The sequence below is a fragment of the Amycolatopsis cihanbeyliensis genome (genome assembly GCF_006715045.1).
In the GTDB taxonomy this organism is placed as follows: Bacteria; Actinomycetota; Actinomycetes; order Mycobacteriales; family Pseudonocardiaceae; genus Amycolatopsis; species Amycolatopsis cihanbeyliensis.
On the sequence record NZ_VFML01000001.1, the window covers coordinates 5,686,459 to 5,708,954 of the forward strand.

At 70.6% G+C, this 22,496-nt stretch carries 21 protein-coding genes; 13 read left to right on the forward strand and 8 right to left on the reverse strand.

The window, feature by feature from the left end; all coding sequences use genetic code 11:
* The first annotated feature begins 7 nt into the window (after positions 1-7).
* Positions 8-739 carry an SDR family NAD(P)-dependent oxidoreductase gene (locus FB471_RS25960; protein WP_142000945.1) on the forward strand — a complete coding sequence of 244 codons (732 nt, stop codon included), beginning with the start codon at positions 8-10 and terminating at the stop codon, positions 737-739.
* Positions 740-836: 97 nt separating this feature from the next.
* Here the strand turns inward: FB471_RS25960 and FB471_RS25965 are convergent, their stop codons facing one another.
* Positions 837-2,042: a PQQ-dependent sugar dehydrogenase gene (locus FB471_RS25965; protein ID WP_142000946.1), complete on the reverse strand. Its 1,206-nt coding sequence runs from the start codon at positions 2,040-2,042 to the stop codon at positions 837-839.
* A 155-nt stretch (positions 2,043-2,197) separates the two neighbouring features.
* Here FB471_RS25965 and mfd point away from each other — a divergent pair, with 155 nt between their 5' ends.
* The 4 genes from mfd to FB471_RS25985 all read left to right on the forward strand — a co-directional run bounded on the left by mfd (position 2,198) and on the right by FB471_RS25985 (position 8,776).
* Entirely contained in the window at positions 2,198-5,788 is a 3,591-nt protein-coding gene (mfd, locus tag FB471_RS25970; RefSeq protein ID WP_246076589.1) for a transcription-repair coupling factor, read from the forward strand.
* A 63-nt stretch (positions 5,789-5,851) separates the two neighbouring features.
* On the forward strand, positions 5,852-6,811 hold the full coding sequence (locus tag FB471_RS25975) for a SurA N-terminal domain-containing protein (protein ID WP_342779473.1): 960 nt from the start codon (positions 5,852-5,854) through the stop codon (positions 6,809-6,811).
* Positions 6,808-7,764 (forward strand): nucleoside triphosphate pyrophosphohydrolase, encoded by a 957-nt coding sequence (locus FB471_RS25980; protein ID WP_142000948.1) that lies wholly within the window; start codon positions 6,808-6,810, stop codon positions 7,762-7,764. Before FB471_RS25975 ends, FB471_RS25980 begins: the two co-directional genes overlap by 4 nt.
* A gap of 283 nt (positions 7,765-8,047) precedes the next feature.
* Positions 8,048-8,776, forward strand: coding sequence for a lysozyme family protein (locus tag FB471_RS25985; RefSeq protein WP_142002504.1), 729 nt, complete (start codon positions 8,048-8,050; stop codon positions 8,774-8,776).
* Between the two features lie 23 nt (positions 8,777-8,799).
* Here the strand turns inward: FB471_RS25985 and FB471_RS25990 are convergent, their stop codons facing one another.
* Positions 8,800-9,201: a tetratricopeptide repeat protein gene (locus FB471_RS25990; RefSeq protein ID WP_142000949.1), complete on the reverse strand. Its 402-nt coding sequence runs from the start codon at positions 9,199-9,201 to the stop codon at positions 8,800-8,802.
* Positions 9,202-9,520: 319 nt separating this feature from the next.
* Here FB471_RS25990 and FB471_RS25995 point away from each other — a divergent pair, with 319 nt between their 5' ends.
* The 7 genes from FB471_RS25995 to FB471_RS26025 all read left to right on the forward strand — a co-directional run bounded on the left by FB471_RS25995 (position 9,521) and on the right by FB471_RS26025 (position 16,600).
* Positions 9,521-9,982 carry a VOC family protein gene (locus FB471_RS25995; protein ID WP_246076590.1) on the forward strand — a complete coding sequence of 154 codons (462 nt, stop codon included), beginning with the start codon at positions 9,521-9,523 and terminating at the stop codon, positions 9,980-9,982.
* Positions 9,983-10,082: 100 nt separating this feature from the next.
* On the forward strand, positions 10,083-11,369 hold the full coding sequence (eno, locus tag FB471_RS26000; protein ID WP_142000950.1) for a phosphopyruvate hydratase: 1,287 nt from the start codon (positions 10,083-10,085) through the stop codon (positions 11,367-11,369).
* 4 nt (positions 11,370-11,373) lie between these two features.
* Entirely contained in the window at positions 11,374-11,892 is a 519-nt protein-coding gene (locus FB471_RS26005; RefSeq protein ID WP_142000951.1) for an FtsB family cell division protein, read from the forward strand.
* A 93-nt stretch (positions 11,893-11,985) separates the two neighbouring features.
* Complete coding sequence (locus FB471_RS26010) at positions 11,986-12,492, forward strand: DUF501 domain-containing protein (protein ID WP_142000952.1); 507 nt, start codon at positions 11,986-11,988, stop codon at positions 12,490-12,492.
* Positions 12,493-12,627: 135 nt separating this feature from the next.
* Positions 12,628-13,773 (forward strand): lytic transglycosylase domain-containing protein, encoded by a 1,146-nt coding sequence (locus FB471_RS26015; RefSeq protein WP_170220944.1) that lies wholly within the window; start codon positions 12,628-12,630, stop codon positions 13,771-13,773.
* 27 nt (positions 13,774-13,800) lie between these two features.
* Entirely contained in the window at positions 13,801-14,754 is a 954-nt protein-coding gene (locus FB471_RS26020; protein WP_142000953.1) for a Ppx/GppA phosphatase family protein, read from the forward strand.
* A gap of 112 nt (positions 14,755-14,866) precedes the next feature.
* Positions 14,867-16,600 carry a S8 family peptidase gene (locus FB471_RS26025; protein WP_170220945.1) on the forward strand — a complete coding sequence of 578 codons (1,734 nt, stop codon included), beginning with the start codon at positions 14,867-14,869 and terminating at the stop codon, positions 16,598-16,600.
* A 70-nt stretch (positions 16,601-16,670) separates the two neighbouring features.
* Here FB471_RS26025 and FB471_RS26030 read toward each other — a convergent pair whose 3' ends face one another.
* From FB471_RS26030 to FB471_RS26055, 6 genes are all read right to left on the reverse strand, one after another.
* Complete coding sequence (locus FB471_RS26030) at positions 16,671-16,946, reverse strand: hypothetical protein (RefSeq protein ID WP_142000954.1); 276 nt, start codon at positions 16,944-16,946, stop codon at positions 16,671-16,673.
* A gap of 365 nt (positions 16,947-17,311) precedes the next feature.
* The gene (locus FB471_RS26035) at positions 17,312-17,539 is read right to left on the reverse strand and encodes a hypothetical protein (protein ID WP_142000955.1); all 228 of its coding nucleotides are present in this window, start codon (positions 17,537-17,539) and stop codon (positions 17,312-17,314) included.
* Positions 17,536-17,811, reverse strand: a complete 276-nt coding sequence (locus FB471_RS26040) for a hypothetical protein (protein WP_142000956.1) — start codon at positions 17,809-17,811, stop codon at positions 17,536-17,538. The genes FB471_RS26035 and FB471_RS26040 overlap by 4 nt, the downstream gene beginning before the upstream one ends.
* Positions 17,812-17,847: 36 nt before the next feature.
* Positions 17,848-19,179 (reverse strand): helix-turn-helix domain-containing protein, encoded by a 1,332-nt coding sequence (locus tag FB471_RS26045; protein WP_142000957.1) that lies wholly within the window; start codon positions 19,177-19,179, stop codon positions 17,848-17,850.
* A gap of 26 nt (positions 19,180-19,205) precedes the next feature.
* Positions 19,206-19,580 (reverse strand): hypothetical protein, encoded by a 375-nt coding sequence (locus FB471_RS26050; RefSeq protein WP_142000958.1) that lies wholly within the window; start codon positions 19,578-19,580, stop codon positions 19,206-19,208.
* Between the two features lie 640 nt (positions 19,581-20,220).
* Positions 20,221-21,708 carry a S10 family peptidase gene (locus tag FB471_RS26055; RefSeq protein ID WP_142000959.1) on the reverse strand — a complete coding sequence of 496 codons (1,488 nt, stop codon included), beginning with the start codon at positions 21,706-21,708 and terminating at the stop codon, positions 20,221-20,223.
* Between the two features lie 32 nt (positions 21,709-21,740).
* Here FB471_RS26055 and FB471_RS26060 point away from each other — a divergent pair, with 32 nt between their 5' ends.
* The gene (locus FB471_RS26060; RefSeq protein ID WP_142000960.1) at positions 21,741-22,442 is read left to right on the forward strand and encodes a uracil-DNA glycosylase; all 702 of its coding nucleotides are present in this window, start codon (positions 21,741-21,743) and stop codon (positions 22,440-22,442) included.
* Positions 22,443-22,496: the final 54 nt, after the last annotated feature.

Here is a 22,496-nt window from a genome sequence, read left to right on the forward strand (position 1 = left end):
TATTGTCATGCCCCACCCCAATGAAGTTCTGGTAACCGGAGGTGGAACGGGTATCGGCTGTGCGGTAGCCGCGCTGCTCGCCGAATCCGGCGACCGGGTCACCATCACCGGCCGCAGAGAGCACGTGCTACGCGAGGCCGCCACCCGGCTGGGAGTCCGCTATGTCGCTTTTGACGCGACCGATCCCGATGCCGTCAGTGCGGCACTCGAGAAATTGCCGGACCGGATCGACGTACTGGTGAACAATGCGGGCGGAAATACCGATATCGGTACCGAGCCCCCGGCTGCGGACGACCTCGCCGGGATCGCCGCGGCCTGGCGGTCCAACCTGGACGCCAACCTGCTCAGCGCCGTGCTGGTGACCACCGCGGTGCGGTCCCGGCTGGGCCGTGGTGGGCGGGTGGTCACGATCGGCTCGATCGCCGCCCGCACGGGAGCCGGTTCCTACGGTGCGGCCAAGGCCGCGCTCGAGGCGTGGAATGCCGACCTGGCCCGCGGCCTCGGCCCGCACGGGATCACCGCGAACGTGGTCGCCCCCGGCCTGGTCGAGGAGACCGAGTTCTTCGGCGAGCTGCTGCCCCCTGAGCGCCGGGCGCGGCTGGTCGCGGACACGTTCACCCAGCGCGCGGGCGTCCCGGAGGATGTGGCCGCGACCGTGGAGTTCCTCGCCGGTCCCGGCGCGGGCCACGTCACCGGGCAGGTGCTGCACGTCAACGGTGGCGCCCACCTCGGCCACTGAGGCAGTGCCCTGAACGTGGCTTTCCGGACGTTCAGCGTTGCGAACGGCACTATTGAGACATCTGATGTCTCGAACGCCACGTTCAGGGGCTTTGGGGTCAGGCCGGGGTGACCCGCAGCAGCTTGTCGTTGGTGCCGTTGGAGGTGGTGACGTACAGCGCCCCGTCCGGTCCGCTGCGGACCGCGCGCAGCCTGCCGTAGGTGTCGCCGAACTCCGGTGGGAGGGTGACCTCGGCGACCTCGCCCGCGCTGTCCAGCCGGAACAACAGCATCTTCTGCCCGCGGAGTGCCACCACGGCCAGCCGGTTCTCCAGCTCGCCCCACTGCGAACCGGTGAGGAAGGCGGCCCCGCACGGCGCCTGGGTCACGTCCCCGGATGTCCACAGCTCCGGAACGGCGTCGGGGAACCGGTCCAGGTCGGTCATCGGTACGTCCTCGTCGTAGTCGTCGACCGTGCCGCCACGCGAGGGGTCCCAGCCGTAGTTGCCGCCGGGCCGCAACCGGTTGAGCTCGTCGTGCGCGGTGGGACCGTGCTCGGAGGTGTAGACCGCCCCGGTCGCCGGATGCACCGCGACGCCCTGCACGTTGCGGTGGCCGTAGGTGTGCACGCGCCGCTGCGCCGGGTCGTCGGCGCCGGCGAAGGGATTGTCCGGCAGCGGTTCCCCGGTTCTCAGGTCGATGCGCAGCACCTTGCCGCCGAGGCTGCCGAGGTCCTGCGGGATGGCCGGGTCCTCCGCGGTGTCCCCGGTACCGACCAGCAACGCCCCGTCGGCGGCGATCGTCGGCCGGCAACCGGAGTGCCTGCCGCTCTGGTTCACCGGCAGCCCGGTGAGCAGGTCGCCGACCCTGGTCGCGCTGCGCCCGTCCGGAGCCAGCGTCCAGGTGACCAGCCGGACGTCCACCGCGCGCCCGTTCTCCTCGTAGGTCTGGCAGGTGGTGAACCGGCGGGACTCGGCGAAGTCCGGGTGCACCACCATGCCCAGCAGGCCACCCTCGCCGCGGACGTGCACGTCGGAGAGGTCGGCGTCCACCTCGGTCACCGAGGCTCCCGGCCTGGTGCCGGAGACCAGTGCCAGCCGGGCGGGCCGCTGGGTGACCAGCACCTTTCCGCTGGGCAGGAAACCGATGTCCCAACCGTGTTCCAGGCCGTCGGTGACCTCCTGCACGGTGAACAGCTCGCCGGTGCTCGGGGTTGGCGGGGCCTGCCGACCGCTCTCGCCGGCCTCGGTCGGTGACTGGGTACAGGCCGTCGCGGTGCCGACGAGAGCGAGCAGGGCGGCGGTTCCGGCGAGTCGCGCACGCATCCCCTCAGCATGCCCGCGCCGGCGTTGGCTCGCTGTGTGAACGCGAGCATGATCCGCTCCGCGTCCCGGCGGTCGCCGGACGTACCCTGGTCACAACCCCTCGCCCCGCTGGTTCCGGCGAGGGTGTCGCCTGGTTTTCGTGAGGGGATCTTTCGGTGACCGAAGGTTGCTTGTCCGGACTGCTGTCCGCCGTCCTGCCCGACCCCACCCTGCAGGGGGTGGTGACGCGGGCGGGCGCGCCGATACTGGACCTCGAGGGTACGAACGCCAGCAGGCAGCTGGTCGCCGCCGCGCTGGCCTCGGCCGAGGGTGCGAACCGGCCGGTGCTCGCGGTCACCGCCACCGGGAGGGAGGCCGACGAGCTGACCGCCGCGCTGACCGACCTGCTCGGTCCCGGCACGGTCGCCGCCTTCCCGTCCTGGGAAACGTTGCCGCACGAACGGCTCTCCCCCCGCGCGGACACCGTCGGCAGGCGGCTGGAAGTGCTGCACCGGCTGAACCAGCCGGACCAGGACGGCCTGCGGGTGGTGGTCGCGACCGTGCGCAGCCTGATCCAGCCGATGGCGCCCGGGCTCGGCTCGCTCGCCCCGGTCGAGCTGCGGGTCGGCGAGGAGCAGGAGTTCGAGCAGGTGCTCGAGCGGCTGATCGAGCTGGCCTACACCCGGGTGGACATGGTGGAGAAGCGCGGGGAGTTCGCCGTGCGCGGCGGCATCCTGGACGTCTTCGGACCCACGGCCGAGCACCCGCACCGGGTGGAGTTCTGGGGCGACGAGGTCAGCGAGATCCGCATGTTCGCGGTGTCCGACCAGCGGTCGCTGCCGGGCGAAGCGGCCGAGGTCGAGGCGATCACCGCCACGCCCTGCCGGGAGTTGCTGCTCACCAGCAGGGTCAAGAGCACGGCTCGCGGCCTCGCCGAGACCTACGCCGCGGACGCCCACCTTGCCGAGATGCTGACCAAGATCGCCGACGGGATCCCGTGCGAGGGCATGGAAGCGTTGATCCCGGTGCTGTGCGAGGGCGAGCTCGACCTGCTCACCGACGCCATGCCGGAGGGCACGCACGTGCTGCTGGCCGATCCGGAGAAGATCCGGACCCGCGCGCACGACCTGGTCCGCACCGGGCAGGAGTTCCTCGAGGCATCCTGGTCGGTGGCCGCCGAGGGGGGCAAGGCCCCGATCGACCTCGGCGCCTCGGCCTACCGCGACCTCGGCACGGTGCGGCGGCACGCGACCGAGGCCGGCAGGGCGTGGTGGACGCTGTCCCAGCTGACCAGCGAGGGTGCCGGGGTCTACCGGGTGGCGATCGAGGCGGCGCCCGGCTACCGCGGCGAGTTCGAGCGGGCGGCGGGCGAGCTACGCGCGCATACCGCCTCCGGTGGGGCGGCCGTACTGGTGGTGGCCGGCGCGGGGACCGCGGCCAGGGCGGTGGAGCAGCTGTCCACGGCCGAGGTACCCGCGACGTTGGCGGCCGACGGGTTGGCCGGGCCGCCGAGACCGGGGGTGGTCACCGTCACCCGCGGTGGGCTTTCCGGCGGTTTCGTCGTGCCGGAGCGTGCGTTGGTGGTGCTCGCCGAGGCCGACCTCACCGGCCGTGGCTCCAGTACCGGACCGTCCACAAGGGACATGAACACGAAGATGCCGTCCCGGCGGCGCAACGCGGTGGATCCGCTGGCGCTCAAGGCGGGCGACTACGTGGTGCACGACCAGCACGGCATCGGCCGGTTCGTGGAGATGGTGCAGCGCACCGTGGGTGGCGCCACCCGGGAGTACCTGGTGCTGGAGTACGCCTCGTCCAAGCGCGGCCATCCCGGTGACCGGTTGTTCGTGCCCACCGACCAGCTCGACGAGGTCTCCCGCTACGTCGGCGGCGAGCTGCCGACGCTGAACAAGCTCGGCGGCTCGGACTGGAAGAACACCAAGGCGAAGGCGCGCAAGGCGGTCAAGGAGATCGCCGCCGAACTGGTCCAGCTCTACGCCGCGCGGCAGGCCGCCCCCGGTCACGCTTTCGGGCAGGACACGCCGTGGCAGGCCGAGCTGGAGGACGCCTTCCCGTTCGTGGAGACCGGTGACCAGCTCGCCGCGATCGACGAGGCGAAGAGCGATATGGCGCGCAGCGTGCCGATGGACAGGGTGATCTGCGGCGACGTCGGTTACGGCAAGACCGAGATCGCGGTGCGCGCCGCGTTCAAGGCCGTGCAGGACGGCAAGCAGGTGGTGGTGCTGGTGCCGACCACCCTGCTCGCCCAGCAGCACCTGAACACCTTCACCGAGCGGATGCAGGCCTTCCCGGTGACCATCAAAGGCTTTTCCCGGTTCACCGACCCGCACGAGGCCGAGCAGACCACCGCCGGGCTCGCCGAGGGCGAGGTGGACATCGTGATCGGCACGCACCGGCTGCTGCAGACCGGGATCCGGTACAAGGACCTCGGGCTGATCATCGTGGACGAGGAGCAGCGGTTCGGCGTCGAGCACAAGGAGCACATCAAGGCGCTGCGCACGCACGTGGACGTGCTGACCATGTCGGCGACGCCGATCCCGCGGACGCTGGAGATGAGCCTCGCCGGGATCAGGGAGATGTCCACCATCCTGACCCCGCCGGAGGACCGGCACCCGATCCTGACCTACGTCGGTGCCTACGACGACAAGCAGGTGGGAGCGGCCGTCCGGCGCGAGCTGATGCGCGACGGCCAGGTGTTCTACGTCCACAACCGGGTGTCCTCGATCGAGAAGGCCGCACGCCGGCTGCGGGAGCTGGTACCGGAGGCCAGGATCGTCACCGCGCACGGGCAGATGAACGAGCACAAGCTCGAGCAGATCATCGCCGGCTTCTGGGAACGCGAGTACGACGTGCTGGTGTGCACCACGATCGTGGAGACCGGGCTGGACATCTCCAACGCCAACACGCTGATCGTGGAACGCGGCGACATGCTCGGCCTCGCCCAACTGCACCAGCTGCGTGGCCGGGTCGGCAGGGGCCGCGAGCGCGGGTACGCCTACTTCCTGTACCCGCCGGAGTCCCCGCTGACCGAGACCGCGCACGACCGGCTGGCCACCATCGCGCAGAACACCGAGCTCGGCTCGGGCATGGCCGTGGCCATGAAGGACCTCGAGATCCGCGGCGCGGGCAACATCCTCGGCGCCGAGCAGTCGGGACATATCGCGGGCGTGGGCTTCGACCTGTACGTCCGGCTGGTCGGCGAGGCGGTGGACGCCTTCCGCAAGGACGCGGGCGCGGGCTCGGGCGAGGAGGAAGGAACGCCCACCGAGGTCCGCGTCGACCTGCCGATCGACGCGCACATCCCGCACGACTACGTGCCGGGGGAGCGGTTGCGACTGGAGGCGTACCGCAAGATCGCCGCCGCCCCGGACGGCGCGGGCCTGGAGGAGGTACGTGCCGAGCTGGTCGACCGCTACGGGCAGCCGCCGGCCCCGGTGGGCAGGTTGCTCGCGGTGGCGCGGTTCCGGCACGCCTGCCGGGCCGCGGGGGTGACCGAGGTGACCTTGCAGGGCAACAACATCCGGCTCACCCCGCTGGCGCTGGCCGAGTCGCAGCTGGTGCGGCTGAAGCGGCTGTACCCGAAGGCCGTCTACAAGTCGGTGACCAGCACGGTGTCGGTGCCCAAGCCGACCGAGGGGCCCGCGGGCGGCCGGATCGGCGCGCCCCCGCTGCGGGATGAGGCCCTGCTGGACTGGTGCACCCAGTTGCTGACCTCGATGACCAGGCAACCGGTCGCTGTGACTCCGTGACCGGTTTCGCGCCGGTACGGTGTTGTGGTCCCCGGGCCGAACTGTGAGAAGGTACGCGTTGTGATGAGGATCATCGGCCGCCCACGGGCTTTGCTTTCCGTTCTTGCCGCGTCGGCACTGCTGCTCACCGGGTGCGGGTCCGGTCCGAGCCAGGTCGACTCCGCCGCCATCGTCGGGGACAGGTCCGTCCCGCTCGGCGAGGTGCAGCACGAGATCCAGTGGTTGCTGGACAACGTGCCCGCCGCGCAGCAGGCGAAACAGCAGCGCAAGTTCGACAACGAGTCCCGCAAGGTCGTGCAGGGCCGGATCGTCCACGAACTGCTGGCGGTGGCCGCGCAGCGGGAGGGGCTGCGGGTCGACGAGCGCGAGGCCACCGAGCTGATCGAGAGCAGCGGCGGCCTCGACGCGGCCGCCAAGGCCGTGCAGATCGAGCCGAGCAGGGTCCACCAGGTCGCCACCGACCAGCTGATGCTGCAGCAGCTCGGGCAGAAGTACCTGCAGCGCCTCTCCGTCGACCTGATCGGCACCACGATCACCGAGGAAGGGCCGGGCGCTACCGCCGAGGACACGGCGCGGGCACTCGGCCGCAAGCTGGCCGCCGACCCGCACAACGCGGCGGAACTGCTGGGCAAGGAAGGCAGGCAGGTACTCGATCGGCGGTTCGTGCTGGCCGAGGCCGTGCAGAGCAGCCCGGAGCTGGCGACCAGCGCGGTGTTCGGCGCCCGCGAGGGAACGGTGCTGGTGATCCAGCCCAGCAGGCAGCAGGGCGGCTGGCTGGTCGCGCTGGTCCGGGACCGGGACACCTCGGGCGCGGCCTCCGGCGGCGGCGCGGCCCAGCAACCCTCGAACCAGCAGGTGCTGTACTCGGTCGGGCTGCGGATGCTGCAGCCGATCGCCGACGAGCTCGGGATCAAGGTCAATCCCCGGTACGGCGTGTGGGATCAGGCCGGGATGACCATCGCGCCGCGCGCGGAGGAGCGCACCGGCTACCAGTTCGAGGCGCGTATTACCGTGCAGCCATGACCCTGCCGCACCCCACCGTGGTGCTCGTGCCGGCGGCCATGCCCGGCGTGCTGCCCGCGGCCGCCTGGCCCGTGTTGCGTGCCGCCGACGCGGTGTACGCCGCGGCCGACCTGCCGGAGGCCACCGCGGGCGCCCTGGACGTCAAGCCCGCGCCGGCCCCGGCCGAGCTGGTGCGGCAGCGGGCCGTCACGCTGGTCGCGGCCTCGGCCGAGGAGCCGGGAGCCGCGGCGCTGATCGCCGCCGGGGCCACGGTGGTCGGCACCCCGGCGCCCGGGCTGGTGCGGGCCGTCGAGGTGATGGACCGGCTGCGTGCGCCAGGCGGGTGCCCGTGGGACGCGGTGCAGACCCACGAGTCGCTGCGGCAGTACCTGGTCGAGGAGACCTACGAGCTGCTCGACTCGATCGAGGACGGCGATCGCGCCGCGATGCGCGAGGAGCTCGGGGACGTGCTGCTGCAGGTGCTTTTCCACGCCAGGGTGGCTGCCGAGCACCCTGCGGACCCGTTCGGCATCGAGGAGGTCGCCGAGGTACTGGTGGACAAGCTCGTCGGCAGGCACCCGCATGTGTTCGCCGGCGCCGAGGTGGTGCACTCGGCCGAGCACCAGCAGTCGCGCTGGGAGGAGCTGAAACAGAACGAGAAGCGTCGTGAGTCCCTTGTGGATGGTGTGGCGTTCGGTCAGCCCGCCGCGGCGCTGGCGGGGAAGCTGGGTCAGCGCACCGGCAGGGCCGAGGTGCCGTTCGACCTGCTCCCCGCGGGAGCGGACGAGGGGGCGAAGCTGTTCCGGCTGGCCGCGGCGGCGCGCCGGGCGGGGATCGACCCCGAGGGCGAGCTGCGGGCGGTGGCCAAGGAGTTCGCGCGGCGGGTCCGCTCGGCCGAGCAGGCCGCCCGTGCGGACGGCAGGGACCAGGCGACCCTGGACGCGGATGGCTGGCGCCGGTACTGGCCGCGCTGACGCCAGTGCTGTCAGGAACGCGCGGCACGACCGGCTCGGCGAGGCCCGGAGTCCGGTCACGGCCGTCACCTCCGCGGGTCGCGCGCCCCGCCTCCCCGCTCGTGGACTCCGCCAAGCGCGCGCTTCTCCACTCACTACCGCAGGTCCCAGCGGTTCTCCGGCGCTCTGTCCCACGTAACCTGAACGAGTGGTCGAACCCGCTCAGTCCGGGCCCGGGGTGACCGAGCCCGCCGCTCGCCCGCCGCGCCGCTACGTGGGCCGGATCGTGCTCACCCTGGCGCTGATCGGCACCGCGATCACCCTGATCCTGACCATCGGTGTGCACCCTGACGAGGCCCCGGAGGAGCCGCCGCTGACCGTGCCGGAGCAGCGGCCCGAGCCGCGGGCGGCCGCGCCGCGGGCCGCGCTGGTCGCCCCGGAGGACCGGCCGAACGAGTCCGATCAGGAGGAGCTGGACGCCTGGGCCGAGCGGGTCGCCGAGGCCACCAGGGTGCCGGCGAGGGTGCTCGCCGCCTACGGGCGGGCCGAGATGTGGCTGCGCAACGAGCAGCCCGGATGCCACCTTTCCTGGGGGACCTTGGCCGGGATCGGCAGGGTCGAGTCCCGGCACGGCAACTTCGGCGGCGCCCGGATCGGCGCGGACGGCCGGACCACGCAGCCGATCGTCGGTGTCCCGCTGGACGGCTCACCCGGGGTCCGGAAGGTCCCGGACACCGACGGGGGGAAGCTGGACGGCGACCGGGCCTGGGACCGGGCCGTGGGACCGTTGCAGTTCCTTCCGGGCACCTGGCGGGAGTGGGGTGTGCGGGCCACCAGGGACGGCGAGCCGCCCAACCCGCAGAACATCGACGACGCCGCGGTGGCCGCGGCCCGCTACCTGTGCGCCGAGGGGCGTGACCTGACCGATCCGAACGGCTGGTGGGACGCCGTGCTCACGTACAACCGGTCCATCTCCTACGCCCAGGACGTGTTCAGTGGCGCCGACGCCTACGCCGCCGCCACCCTCCCCTGAAGGGCCGGTCAGGGTGCAGGGGGTCAGCCGTCGCTCAGGGCTAGGCGGGCGCTGACCTCGCCCACCGCCTCCTGGTACTCAGGAAGCGGGTACATCGCCCAGGCCATCCGCATCTGCCCCAACGCCTCCACCAGCCTGCCGAGCCGTTGCAGGGTCCTGCCGAGGACGAAGCGCGCGTAGTGGTCGGCGGGGTCCAGCTCGATCGTCCTGCTCAACGCCGTCTCCGCATGCCGGAGCTGCGCGGAATGGAAGTACGCGCGGCCGGCGAGTAGTTGCACGCTCGGCTTGTCCGGTTCGGCGTGCAACACCGGCGCCAGCGCCCGCAACGCTTCCAGGGGCGCGTGCCGCACCAGCTCCTCGGCCCGGCGGAACGCCTGGAACCGGGACTCACCGTGCGGTTCGGCTGCTGGTTCCTGATCGACCATGGTGGTCTCGACGGTACTCCCGACCCCGCCGAATCTCGAGCTTTTCGCCGCATGGCGCCCTTTCCAGGTTCCGCGGTCAACCGGTCAACAGCCGGGAGGGCCATACCGACCAACAGGCGGTACTCGCGTTCCGGGGTGAGTCGTGCACGCAGATCCACTGGGTCCGGGGTGCTGGTGCCGGTGAAGGCGATCCCGGTCCCGGCAAGGCCGGATCGCCGCCTGATCGGGGGCCGGCTTCCGCGGACGGCGGCTGTGCCTGATCGGCCGGCGGCCCGGGGACTTGCACGTGCCGATCACCGGCATGATGGACTTGTCCGCCATGAGCGACGACCAGGACAACACTCCGCGATATCTCGGCCTCGCGCCGTATTTGTACTACGCCGACGCCACCCAGGCGCTGGAATGGCTGGTACGGGTGTTCGGGTTCACCGAGAAGCTGCGCTATGAGGACGCCGCGGGTGCCGTGTTCCAGGCCACCGTGGCCGCGGGTGACGCGGAGGTCCAACTGACCTCGGTCGGTCCCGAGTACTGGGAGGCCAAGGGCGTGGACGGCCCGGTGGGCCAGCTCAACGTGGTGTACGTGGACGATGTGGACGCGCAGCACGCCAGGGTCAGCGCCGCGCTCGGGGACCATGTCGAGGTGTCCCGGCCGCAGGACCAGCCCTACGGCGCGCGACTGTTCACCGTGCAGGACATCGGCGGCAACAGCTGGACCTTCTGGCAGCGTGTCTCGGACACCGTCGAGCTGCCCGCGGGCTGGCGGGAAGTGCGCGCGGAATGAGTTCCGCCGCGTGCTACCTGCGTGCCTGCAGCGGGTGATCTCCGCCTGCCGCTACGCTGGGTGCCGACGTCGCTGGCACAACCGGGTGAGGAGTTAAGGCGTGGCGGTCATCGAGCAGGTAGGCGCCCGCGAGATTCTGGACTCGCGCGGCAACCCGACCGTCGAGGTGGAGGTCGCACTCGACGACGGGACGCTGGCGCGGGCCGCGGTCCCTTCGGGGGCCTCGACCGGGGAGTACGAAGCCGTCGAGCTGCGGGACGGCGACAGCTCCCGGTACGGCGGTAAGGGTGTCGAACGCGCGGTCGCGGCCGTGCTCGACGAGATCGGGCCGGACCTGACCGGCGTGGATGCCGTGGACCAGCGCATCGTGGATCAGAAGCTGGTGGACCTCGACGGCACGCCGGACAAGTCGCGGCTCGGGGCGAACGCCATCCTCGGCGTGTCGCTCGCGGTCGCCAAGGCGGCGGCCGACTCCGCTGAGCTCGAGCTGTTCCGCTACCTCGGCGGGCCCAACGCGCATGTGCTGCCGGTGCCGATGTTGAACATCCTGAACGGCGGGGCGCACGCGGACACGGATGTCGACATCCAGGAGTTCATGATCGCGCCGATCGGCGCCGAGTCCTTCCGCGAGGCGCTGCGCTGGGGCACCGAGGTCTACCACGCGCTGAAGGCGGTGCTCAAGGGCCGTGGCCTGGCCACGGGGCTCGGCGACGAGGGCGGCTTCGCGCCGAGCCTCACCAGCAACAGGGAGGCGCTGGACATCATCCTCGCCGCGATCCAGAAGGCGGGCTACACCCCGGGCAGGGACGTGGCGCTCGCCCTGGACGTGGCCGCCACCGAGTTCTTCGCGGACGGTGCCTACACCTTCGAGGGCAACAAGCGCAGCGCCGAGCAGCTGATCGGCTACTACACCGAGCTGGTCAACGACTACCCGCTGGTCTCCATCGAGGACCCGCTCGGCGAGGACGACTGGGACGGCTGGGTGCGGCTGACCGCCGAGCTCGGCGACCGGGTCCAGCTGGTCGGCGACGACCTGTTCGTCACCAACCCGGACCGGCTGGAGGAAGGCATCACCCGCCGCGCGGCGAACGCGCTGCTGGTGAAGGTGAACCAGATCGGCACGCTGTCCGAGACGCTGGACGCGGTGTCCCTCGCCACCTCCTACGGGTACAAGAGCATGATGAGTCACCGGTCCGGGGAGACCGAGGACACCACGATCGCCGACCTCGCGGTGGCCACCGGTGTCGGGCAGATCAAGACCGGCGCACCGGCCCGCAGCGAGCGGGTCGCCAAGTACAACCAGCTGCTCCGGATCGAGGAGACACTCGCCGACGCGGCTCGTTATGCCGGCGATCTCGCCTTCCCGAGATTCACGCCGGAGGGCTGAGGCCGTGGCGGAACGGCGCAGGCCACGGCGCAGGAGTACGGGAGGACGGGCCCAGGGCTCGTCCTCCCGGCGCCCCGAGCGGGCGCGGCGCGAAGGGCGCAGGGCACGGCTGCGGCGCGGGCTCAGCGCGAAGCGTGCCTCCGGCGCGGCCAAGGTGCTCGGCCTCTCCAACACCCGCAGGGCCGCGGTGGTGGCGATCGTGCTGTGTGCGCTGGCGTTCACCATCGCGGTGCCGCTACGGACCTACCTGATCCAGCGTTCCGAGGTCGCGGTGCAGGAGCAGCGCATGGCCGAGCTCGAGCAGGAGGTCGCCCGGCTCGAGGCGCGCAAGGCCGAGCTGTCCGACCCGGCCGAGGTCAAGGCCGAGGCCCGGCGCAGGCTACGGTTCGTGCTGCCCGGCGAGACCCCGTACATGGTGCAGCTACCGGAGGACGAGCGGCGCGCGCGGCAGCCGGGCGGTGAGCAGCAGCCCCCGCCGAAGGGCACCTGGTACGAGCGGCTCTGGGACAGCGTTTCTCGCTAGTCTCCCACCAGCGTTCCCACCAGTGTTCCCGCCCGTGATCCCACCGGTATCCCGCTCGTCGGCTTCCGCCATGGCGGTCCTAAGCTCACCCGGGTGAGCAGTACCGAGTTGCCCCGGCTGGAGCCGGTGTCCGAAGCCGACCGGGCGGTGATCGCGGAGCAGCTCGGCCGGCCGCCGCGTGCCCTGCGCGCGGTGGCCGCGCGGTGCCCGAGCGGTCATCCATCGGTGGTCCAGACGAACCCCCGACTGGAGAACGGCACCCCGTTCCCGACCCTGTACTACCTGACCTGCCCCAGGCTGGCCTCGCTGGTGGGCGGGTTGGAGGCGTCCGGGCTCATGCGCGAGATGACCGAGCGGCTCGGCGCCGATCCCGAGCTGGCGGCCGCGTACCGGCGGACCCACGAGTCCTACCTCGCCCAGCGGGACGCGATCGAACCGCTGGGACACCAGGTCACCGCCGGCGGCATGCCGAACAGGGTGAAGTGCCTGCACGTGCACCTGGCGCACACCCTCGCCTGCGGGCGGGACGTGAATCCCTTCGGCGACGAAACCCTCGAACTGCTCGCCGCGGAGTGGCCTGCGGGAGACTGCGCGCGGTAACGCCTGGCAGGGCGATACTGATACCTGGTCGGGGACGGAACCGAGGTCGGCCCGAGTGACTCGTACTACAGAGTTTTCACACCGGCTGAACAACCATCGGGGTGTACCGCTGTCGTCGGTAGGGGAGTGTGGGGCGTGCGGGTCAATCGGGTACCGGAGGTCGCGGTCGGCGCGATCCGAAGATTCGCGGTGCGGCACAAGGTGGCCACCGCCATGCTCGGTGGGACCCTCGCCGTGCTGCCCGCCTTCGCCGCCGGCGGTGGCACCGCGAACTGGGCGAACACCGCCAGCACCGAACACAGCGCGAATCTCGCGCTGGTCGGCGGCTACGACCCGGGGATCAGCCGGGTCGGGGTGGACGGCAGCCTGCCCGAGCAGCCCGACCCGGAGACGCTGCCCGCCTACGAGTTGCCGAGCGGCCCGTTGGGTATTCCGGGTTCGGCGTTGAAGGCGTACCGGAACGCGGCGGATATGGTGGGGGTTGAGCAGCCGGGGTGCCGGATTGATTGGGCTTTGATCGCGAGTATCGGTCGGATCGAGTCGAATCATGCGCGTGGTGGGTATGTGGATGGGGACGGGAACACGTTGGAGCCGATTCTGGGTCCGGTGTTGAATGGTGTGGGTCCGGTGGCGGCGATCGCGGACACCGATGGTGGGCGGTATGACGGGGATGCGGTGTGGGATCGTGCGGTGGGGCCGACGCAGTTCATTCCGTCGACGTGGCGGGGGTATGCGGCGGATGGTAATGGTGATGGGGTTTCGGATCCGAACAATATTTATGATGCGACGGTGGCGACGGGGCGGTATTTGTGTTCGGGTGGGTTGGATATGGCGGTGGATGGTGAGTTGCGGGCGGCTGTGTTTCGGTACAATAATTCGCGGACGTATGTGAATACGGTGGTTTTGTGGGCGGAGGCGTACCGGCAGGGGGTGACGCCCACCCCGGACAGCGAGGTCCCCGTCGGCGCGCCCGAGGTGAACAGCACGACCCCGGCACCCGGCGCGGTGCCCCCGCCGCCGACCCCGGCGCCGGACCTGCCCGGTTCCACCGGTCGACCGAACCCGCCCACCGGTACCGGCGACAACCAGCTTCCCGGGGAGAGTTCCTCGCGGACGGCGACCACGACCTCGCAGGACCCGCCCACCTGCGAGACGACGACCACGACCACCACGACCACCACGACCACGACCACGTCGACCACCACGAACCCGGACTGCGAGGGGGACGACGACCCCGAGGACGATCCCTCCGGCGAGGTGACCGGCACGTCGACGGACTGAGTCCTGGCCGGTGGTTACCCTTTGGCCATGCCTCGTGTTGCCGCCATCGACTGTGGAACCAACTCCATCCGCCTGCTGGTCGCCGAGCTGACCATCCGGCAGAACGGCACCGTCGACCTGCGTGACCTGCATCGGGAGATGCGGATCGTGCGGCTCGGCCAGGGTGTCGACGCGACCGGGCGACTCGCGCCGGAGGCGCTGGAGCGCACCAGGGCGGCACTGGTCGGCTACGCCGCCGTCGCGCGGCGCGAGGGCGCCGAGCAGGTCCGCATGGTCGCGACCTCGGCCACCCGGGACGCGAGTAACCGGGACGAGTTCTTCGCCATGACCCGCGAGGTACTCGGCGTCGAGGCCGAGGTGATCACCGGCGACGAGGAGGCGCGGCTGTCCTTCACCGGCGCGGTCGGTGAACAGGATCCGGGCGACGGCCCGTTCCTCGTCGTCGACGTCGGCGGCGGCTCGACCGAACTGGTGCTCGGCACCTGGGACGGGCGGCAGGCCGAGGTCAGCGCGGCCCGCTCGGTGGACATCGGCTGCGTGCGGATCACCGAACGTGCCTTGCGCACCGACCCGCCGACCGATGCCGAGGTCGCCGCGGCCCGCGAGTTGGCGGCCGAGATCCTTGCCAAGGCCTACGACATGGTGGACGTGGCGCGGGCCGCCACCTGGATCGGCGTGGCCGGCACCATCACCACCCTGTCCGCGGTGGCGCAGGAGCTGCCGGAGTACGACTCCGGGCGCACCCACCGGTCCAGGCTGTCCCGAGCGGACATCGACGGGGTCGCCGGGAAGCTGCTCGGTGTCGACCATGAAACCCGGGCGGCCAACCCGGTGATCCACCCCGGCCGGGTGGACGTCATCGGCGGCGGCGCGGTGATCGTGCAGGTACTCGCCGAGCAGTTCGCCGAGCGCGGCGGGCCCGCCGACCTGGTGGTCAGCGAGCACGACATCCTGGACGGCATCGCGCTCAGCCTTGCGTGACCCGGCCTGACCTGGCTCGGCCGTTCGGACCCCATACTTTCGTCGGGTCTTGGGCGCCCACGCGTGTGTCTCCCGGTAGGGCGACCTCCACCACTGCCGAGGAGGAAAACGAGTGAGAAGATCAAAGCTTTTCCTGGCAGCGCTGGCCGTACCCCTGGTCGGCGGGATCACCGCGGTCGCCGCGCCCACCGCGGCGGCGCAACCACAGTTGGCAGGCCCGGCCACCGAGTTCACGGTGCTCGCGGCCGAGGGGCAGAGCGTCGGAGCGGCCGAGCAGGCGGTCCGGGAGGCAGGCGGAACGGTGTTGCGCAGCAACACGGCGGTCGGCCTGATCACCGCGACCGCGCCGGCGAGCGGCTTCGCCGAGCGGATGGCCGCCGCGCCCGAGGTGTTCGGGGCCGCGCAGGCACGACCGATCGGTAAGGCGCCGACGAAGAAGGCCGCGCCGGATCCGGACAAGGTGGAGAAGGAGCACCACCGGGCCGCACCCGGCCACGCGCGTTCCGGTCGGAAGCCGGCCGAGCCGGTGGGCACCGACCCGCTGGACGACAAGCTCTGGGGGCTGAAGTCCACCCGCTCCGACCTGGCGCGGAACAAGCAGCCGGGGGACCGGCGAGTCAAGGTGGGCGTGATCGACACCGGGGTGGACGGCTCGCACCCGGACATCGCGCCGAACTTCGACGCCGCGGCGTCGCGCAACTTCACCAGGGACATCCCGGCCGACGAGAACGGCACCGAGGTGGACGGGCCCTGCGAGTTCCGCGGCTGTGTCGACCCGGCCGATCACGACGGCAACGGGCACGGCACCCACGTCGCGGGCACCATCGCGGCGGCGGCGGACGGCTTCGGCGTCTCCGGTGTGGCGCCGAAGGTGAGCCTGGTGAACATCCGGGCCGGGCAGGACTCCGGGTACTTCTTCCTGCAGCCCGCGGTGGACGCGATCACCTATGCCGGCGACGCGGGCATCGACGTGGTGAACATGTCCTTCTACATCGACCCGTGGCTGTACAACTGCACCTCGAACCCGGCCGACACGCCGGAGCAGCAGCGGGCGCAGCGCACCACCATCGCCGCGGTCAACCGGGCGCTGGGCTACGCGCACCGCAAGGGCGTCACGCTGGTCGCCTCGCTCGGCAACTCGCATATCGACCTCGGCGACCCGCCACCGGACAGCAGCAGCCCGAACTTTCCGGCGGGCAACGAGCACGACCGGGATATCGACAACGACAGCTGCGTCACGCTGCCGATCGAGGGCTCGCATGTGCTCGGGGTCGGCTCCTTCGGCCCGTCCCAGGCCAAGGCCGACTACTCCAACTACGGCGAGGAGCAGATCTCGGTGTCCGCCCCCGGCGGGTACTACCGGGACTTCTTCGGCACCGACTGGTTCCGCACCAATGAGAACCTGATCCTCTCGGCGTACCCGCGCAACATCGCCGTCGCCGAGGGCGCGGTGGACGAGGACGGCAACGTCACCCCGGAGGGCGAGGAACTCGGCGTGCAGAAGGCCACGGCTCCGGACGGCCGGGTGGGGTACTACCAGTATCTCCAGGGCACCTCGATGGCCTCACCGCACGCCAGCGGGGTGGCCGCGCTGATCGTGTCCGAGTACGGCAAGTGGCGACGCGGCGGGTTCGGCTTGGCGCCGAACGCCGTGCAGCGCGTACTCGAGGGCACGGCGGCGGAGATCCCGTGCCCCGTGCCCCGCACCGTCGACTACCTGGACGAGGGTCGGGACGAGTCGTACACCGCGACCTGCACCGGTAACCCGGAATTCAACGGCTTCTACGGCAACGGTGCCGTGGACGCCTACTCCGCCGTGACCCGCGGCGCCCGCTACCTCCGCTGATAACCCCTGCTGTGAGTGACCCGTTCATCGCGAGATCCGCGGTGAACGGGTCACTCGCTGCGGTCGCCTGCTACCTGGGCCGGAGGAACCCGCCGTGGTCCAGCGCCGCCCGGATGAAGTCGCCGCCGATCTCCTGAGCCTCGTCGGCATGCCCGCGGACACGGGTGGGCCGGTCGTCCGGCTGGTCGATCACCCGGTCCCCTTCCGCGTGGGGGTGCTGCCAGTGCCCGCCGCAGTCGCGGGTGCAGGGCACCTCCACGGTGCGCAGCACGCCATCCGGACACGGCTGTTGCCAGGACATCGTGCCGGTGTCCTGGCAGAGGTCGCAGGTGGGTTGGCTAGTCATACACCTCGCCCGTCCCTCCGCACCGTGTGCAGTATGCCGAGCGACTCTCGTCGTTCGGGTCGAGCCCGTTGCCGAGGCAGATCGGACATGTACGTGGTCCCGCCATAGCAGGGCCATCGGCAAGCCCGCCCCGGCACACAAGAGGCCGAACGGGTGCCGAACGGGTTCAGCGGCGCGCCGAGGCCCGGGAGCGTTCCCACGGGGGAGGCGGAGAGACGGAACGCCCTCGGGTCGGGGAGGGGAACCGGCAGCGTCCGGGGCTCAGCAGCCGCACCACCACCCGGCAGACAGGCCGATCGACTGCACCAGCGATACCGCCAGGGCGAGCAGCACCAGCACCAGCAGCGGCCGGTCCTGCCGCGGGATCATCGGCGCGCTCCGCTCGCCCGGCCACCGCGTGCCGCCTCACGAGCTGCATCGTCCTGCGCCTCGTGGAACTCCTCGCACCGGGTGGCGTGCTCGGCGGTCGGGTAGGTCGCCTTGCAATGCCAGCAGGTCCGGGCCTCCCGCGCCAGCCGGTCCCACCCGGCGACATCGGCCCTGTCCGCGCGCAGCGACGCGAACTCACGCGGCGGCCGATGCCTGCGCCTCACCGCGGCACCCCTTGCCACCCGCCCCAGCCGCCGAGCACCGGCGGCACATCGGTCAGCTCGGCCCGGCGCCGCTCCGCATAGGCCGCGCACGTCTGGCATTTCGGCGGGTCGACCGTCACATGGTCCTCGTGCACGATCCGCTGATCGACGCACGCGATGATCCCCCGTATCCCGCCGTTCTCCCGACCGCGGGAGTAGCCGGTGATGTAGTGCAGCTCGCCCCGCCACGCAAGCCATCCCGGAGGGGACGAGGGCCAGTCGCCGTCCGTCATAGGACGAACGCTAAGCGCGATGTGACGCGCTTGTGTTTACAAACTGTCAACCCCTGTGAGCCGATGTTTCAGGCTCTCCAGCTCCCAGGAACGGCGCTTCACTCTGGTGTCCAGCTCCGCGAGCAGCTCCCGGGATACTGGGTCGTGGCGAATGCGCTGCGGAGCGATTCGGTCCGCAAGGTCCAGATGCCGCACCGCGTCGCCGTCGCGCGCGCCCTCGGCCTGCGCGTAGGCACGTGCCAGGTCGAAGTGCAGGGCCGCTTTCCGGTCAGCCGTGACCAGATTCGCGTCATAGCCTGGAGTTCGGGCGATCGTCTCGGCGCGCTCGGTGCCTTGCCCGAGCTCGACCGCGACCGACAACGACCACGCCTGTACGTTGGCCGGGCCGAAGGTGAACTGGAGCGCATTGCGCTCACCGGTACGTTCGGCCAGCTCGGCCGCCGCCTGGAGATGGGTAGCGGCCCGGTCGGCGTCATGGTCTTTGGCGGCCATCTGCGCCGACGACAGATGCAGCATGCCCGCAGCCTCGGCCGGACCTGTGTACTTGGCTTCTGGATCGACATACTCCACTTCCGCAAGCGCCGTACTGGCGACCCGTTGCGCCCTGTGTCGTGCGCCGAGCCGACTCAGGGCGCCTGTGCCTGTCATCGCTGCGAACGCCGACAGCGCCGGGTCATCTAGCCGCCGTGCGGCATCCTGCGCGCGCCTGGCAGCCGTCACCGCTAGGTCGTAGTTGCCAAGCGACCGCGCATTCCCCGCGGCGACGAAGCACGCCTCGACCAAAGCGGCGAGCGCGGCCCGCCGAGTGTCGGGCTCGCCGGTCACCGCGTGCACGTGAAGTTCGGTCAGTAGGTCGCCGAGGTCGTATCCAGCCAGGGAGTAGAGTGAATTCGCCGAGTGCTCGTTCGACACGCGCGCCAAGCGGGCGAGTTGCTCGACCGGTCGCGCGGGCACGTCCGGCACGTCCTCTAGCGTAGCGTCGTACAACGCTACCGAGATCGGCGGCAATGTGGCCAGCGCTTCTGCGCTTACTCGGTCACCGGGCAAATAGGGCTGTCCGGTGAGGTCGATCACCGCGCAACCGAGCGCATTGGCCAGATCTTCGAGCAGGCCGCGCCGCTCGAAACGGCGTTCGCCGCGCTCCAGTAAGGATAGGTACGCCTTCGAGATACCGGCCAACCCGGCCGCAGTGTCGAGACTCAAGCCCCGCCGACGACGGATCGCCCGGACGCGCTGGCCGATCTCGGTTGGTTCTCCATGTGAGCGTGCCGGCACGAGCAACCTCTTCGCGGAATCGCCCTCCTCGCGTGCCCCGGCCCGTCGACCGGGGCGTTCCTCCGCGAAGAGGTGCACCACCAGGGTAGCCACTACCCGATCGGGTGAACACGGTCAGGCTAGCTGTTCTGGCAGTAGGAGTCGGCGAGCGCGTTGGCCACAGCTTGCGCATTCTCTGCGATCCACCGCTGTGCCGTGTACTCATAGTGTCCGTTGAGTGGCGTAAGGAGGTGAGCGGCGACCATCGGTTCGTCGTACTTGATCTTGAGGCACACGTCTTCTGCGATCAATTCAGCCTGGCGGACCGCAGTTGACTTCAGCGGAGGCGTGACCCCTTGGACTTCGAGGAAGCGCAGAAAGAGATCAGCGGCGTCGCGTGATGTTGTTGGCTGGGTCGTGGTTGATACGGCGGGCGTTGCCGGAGATGGCGTGGTCTCGTCGGTTCCGCACCCCCCGAGAAGGATGGCAAGCGCCACGGCCGCGATGAGCCGCATGGATGGACCTCCGGTCCCGGGCAATTTGGTGGATTGGCTGTGTTGTTGAGCCTTGCCATAAACTTCGTCGCGTGATCGGAACTGGCGAAGCTAGGATGCGTTGAATGAAACGCAGCAAGATCACCGTCTCAGCGGCGGTCTGAGGCTGGACTGCCACGGCGGGCCGGCCAGCGGAAGCGCCGTGGTGATGTGCTGAGGCATTGGTCCTCCTGGTTGGTCGTGAGTATTCGGGGGATCGGCTTTGTCGCGCTTGATCGTTACCGCTGATGGGTGGTTGTTGCGGAGTTGTCACCAGACGGCGCCAGGCGCGGTGGATCACGACTCGGCTCCGCTGACCTGTTCGAGGAGAGCTTGATGCGCCGCACTGCGGGTGGTGTCAAGACCGCTGTTTCAGCGGGTGGCAGTGTCGCTGTCTTCGCGCCAGCACGCCCACCACTCCCGGCCGCCGTACCGTTACCCGTTCCGCTCACGGTCGTCGTCGACCCACCCGATCCATTGGTTGTCGACATAGGACGACGTGCTTACGAAGACCAAGCTTGGGTGCTGGTTGTGGCATGGAACGAACATGGGTATCTCTCAGGTGTAGGCCCCTTTGGCCCCATGTTTGCCCCATGCTCGTGTTGAGCTAGATCATCGCGAGCTACCGGTTCGAGCTGGTGGCGATGAACCTGCCGAGGTCGCGACCCTGCTGCTGGCGGCTGGGCTCGTGCACGTACATCATGTGGCCCGCCGGGTAGTAGGCCGTCTCCACGTTCTCCCGCAACTCGGCGGGAATCCTCAGGTTCGCGAGCACGTGCTCGGCCGCGTAGTACGGCGTGGCGCCGTCGTAGTGGCCGAGGGCCACGTGCACCTTCAGGTGCGGGTTGGCCCGCATCGCCGAACTGAGGTCGTCCACGACGGACACCGGTCGCCCGGTGTAGTCGGCGTACGCCCACGCCTTGTTCACGTCCACCGACAGGATCTGGTACGGCAGGTCGTTGGCGTAGCCCAGCTCGGCCCGCACGTAGTGGTTGAACGCCGCCGAGTAGGCGCCGACGATCCGGGAGATCGACGCGTCGTCGCTCATCAGCTCCCTGCCGCCGTCCGGCTCCCAGGTGGTGAACCGGCCGTCCATCCGGCCGGTGACCAGCCCGCGCTCCCGCAGCAACTCGGTGAAGAAGCGCAGATGTTCGATGCGCAGGTTCACCCGATCCACATAGGACTCGCTGAGCCCGGTGAGTGCGGCGAGCCTGCGCACCGCCTCGGTGCGCTCCGCATCGGTCAGCCGCGCCCCGCGCTGCAGCGCCCACGGCAGGTCCCGGGAGGCGAACTCCTCGGCCTCGGCCAGCAGTTCCGCCAGCGGCCGGTTGCCGTGCACGCCGTGGTAATGCGCGATCGCGGCGTAGGTGGGCACGTACAGCGAGTACGGCAGGTCGTTGCCCTCGACGAACCGGATGGTGCCCATGTCCAGCACGGAGGAGATCAGCAGCAGCCCGTTCAGGTAGAGGCCGTGCCGGTCCTGCAGGTGCGCCGCGAGGCCGGCCGCACGCAGGGTGCCGTAGGACTCACCGGCCACGAACTTCGGTGAGAGCCAGCGCTCGTTCCGGGACACCCACAGCCGGATGATCTCGCTGATCGACTCGATGTCCGGCGCGACGTCGTGGTACTCCTTCGGCTTCTCCCCGGTGACGGCACGGGAGTAGCCGGTGGAGACCGGGTCGATGAACACCAGGTCGCTGTGCGCCAGCAGGGTGTCCGGATTGTCGGCCAGCCGGTACGGCGGCGGCTCGGGGGCGTTCACGTCGCCGGCGACCGCGCGCCGGGGCCCGAGCACCCCCATGTGCAGCCAGATGCTGGACGAACCGGGACCGCCGTTGAAGGCGAAGGTGACCGGCCGGGAGCCGGGCTCGGCACCGTCGAGGGTGTAGGAGGTCAGGAACACCTCCGCCTTGGCGAGGTGCCCTTCGAACTTGTCCTTGGTCAGAACCTCTTTGCGCAGCACGATGCGGCCCGTTCGCGTGGTGTACGCCAGCTCCTGGCCGTCGATGGTGATGGTGTGCTGCTTGGTGACCAGGTCGTCGGTGGGCTCGTCCCGCTTGGCGTCCTGCTCGGCTTGTGGCTCTGCGGTCTCCGTGGAGGTCTGTGACATGTCTCCAACCTAGATCAAGCGACAATGTCGGGGTGAGTACCTTTCCCGCCACGCTGGCCGCGCTCGACGCCGCGGTCGGCGAGTGCCGGGCCTGCCCGCGGCTGGTGACCTGGCGCGAGCGGGTGGCCGAGACCAGGCGTGCCGCGTTCGCCGATGAGGAGTACTGGGGGCGTCCGGTTCCCGGCTTCGGCCCCGCGGACGCGGCGTTGGCCGTCGTCGGGCTGGCACCCGCCGCGCACGGTGGCAACCGGACCGGGCGGATGTTCACCGGGGACCGGTCCGGTGACGTGCTGTTCCAGGCGCTCTATGACGTGGGCCTCGCCTCCCGGCCGGAGTCCACGCATCGCGGTGACGGGCTCGAGCTGCGTGGCACGCGGGTGACCGCACCGGTGCACTGCGCGCCACCCGCCAACCGGCCGACCCCGGCCGAGCGGGACGCCTGCCGCCCGTGGCTGGTGCGGGAGCTGGAACTGCTCCGGCCGACCCTGCGCGCCGTGGTCGTGCTCGGGGGTTTCGGCTGGCAGGCCTTGCTGCCGGTGCTGGATCAGTGCGGCTGGACCGTGCCGCGGCCACGGCCCCGGTTCGGCCACGGGGCGCGGGTCGTGCTGGACGGGTTACCGGTGTTCGGCTGCTACCACGTCTCCCAACGCAACACCCAGACCGGGACGCTGACCCCGGCCATGCTGCGTACCGTGCTGCACGAGGCGGGGTCCGCCGCGGGCCTCGCCCGGTAGCCGTGGGCGCACCCGGGGTGAGCGGCACTGAATCGTTTCGGTCGTCGCGGCGAC

Excerpts from the sequence above, each read along its gene's own strand:
- FB471_RS26020 (WP_142000953.1), top strand. The coding sequence starts at position 13,801 with ATGCCTCGTGTTGCCGCCATCGACTGTGGAACCAACTCCATCCGCCTG.
- FB471_RS25965 (WP_142000946.1), bottom strand. The coding sequence starts at position 2,042 with ATGCGTGCGCGACTCGCCGGAACCGCCGCCCTGCTCGCTCTCGTCGGC.
- FB471_RS26050 (WP_142000958.1), bottom strand. The coding sequence starts at position 19,580 with ATGCGGCTCATCGCGGCCGTGGCGCTTGCCATCCTTCTCGGGGGGTGC.
- FB471_RS25975 (WP_342779473.1), top strand. The coding sequence starts at position 5,852 with ATGAGGATCATCGGCCGCCCACGGGCTTTGCTTTCCGTTCTTGCCGCG.
- FB471_RS26040 (WP_142000956.1), bottom strand. The coding sequence starts at position 17,811 with ATGACGGACGGCGACTGGCCCTCGTCCCCTCCGGGATGGCTTGCGTGG.
- FB471_RS25995 (WP_246076590.1), top strand. The coding sequence starts at position 9,521 with ATGAGCGACGACCAGGACAACACTCCGCGATATCTCGGCCTCGCGCCG.
- FB471_RS26055 (WP_142000959.1), bottom strand. The coding sequence starts at position 21,708 with ATGTCACAGACCTCCACGGAGACCGCAGAGCCACAAGCCGAGCAGGAC.
- FB471_RS25980 (WP_142000948.1), top strand. The coding sequence starts at position 6,808 with ATGACCCTGCCGCACCCCACCGTGGTGCTCGTGCCGGCGGCCATGCCC.
- FB471_RS26030 (WP_142000954.1), bottom strand. The coding sequence starts at position 16,946 with ATGACTAGCCAACCCACCTGCGACCTCTGCCAGGACACCGGCACGATG.
- FB471_RS25960 (WP_142000945.1), top strand. The coding sequence starts at position 8 with ATGCCCCACCCCAATGAAGTTCTGGTAACCGGAGGTGGAACGGGTATC.
- FB471_RS25990 (WP_142000949.1), bottom strand. The coding sequence starts at position 9,201 with ATGGTCGATCAGGAACCAGCAGCCGAACCGCACGGTGAGTCCCGGTTC.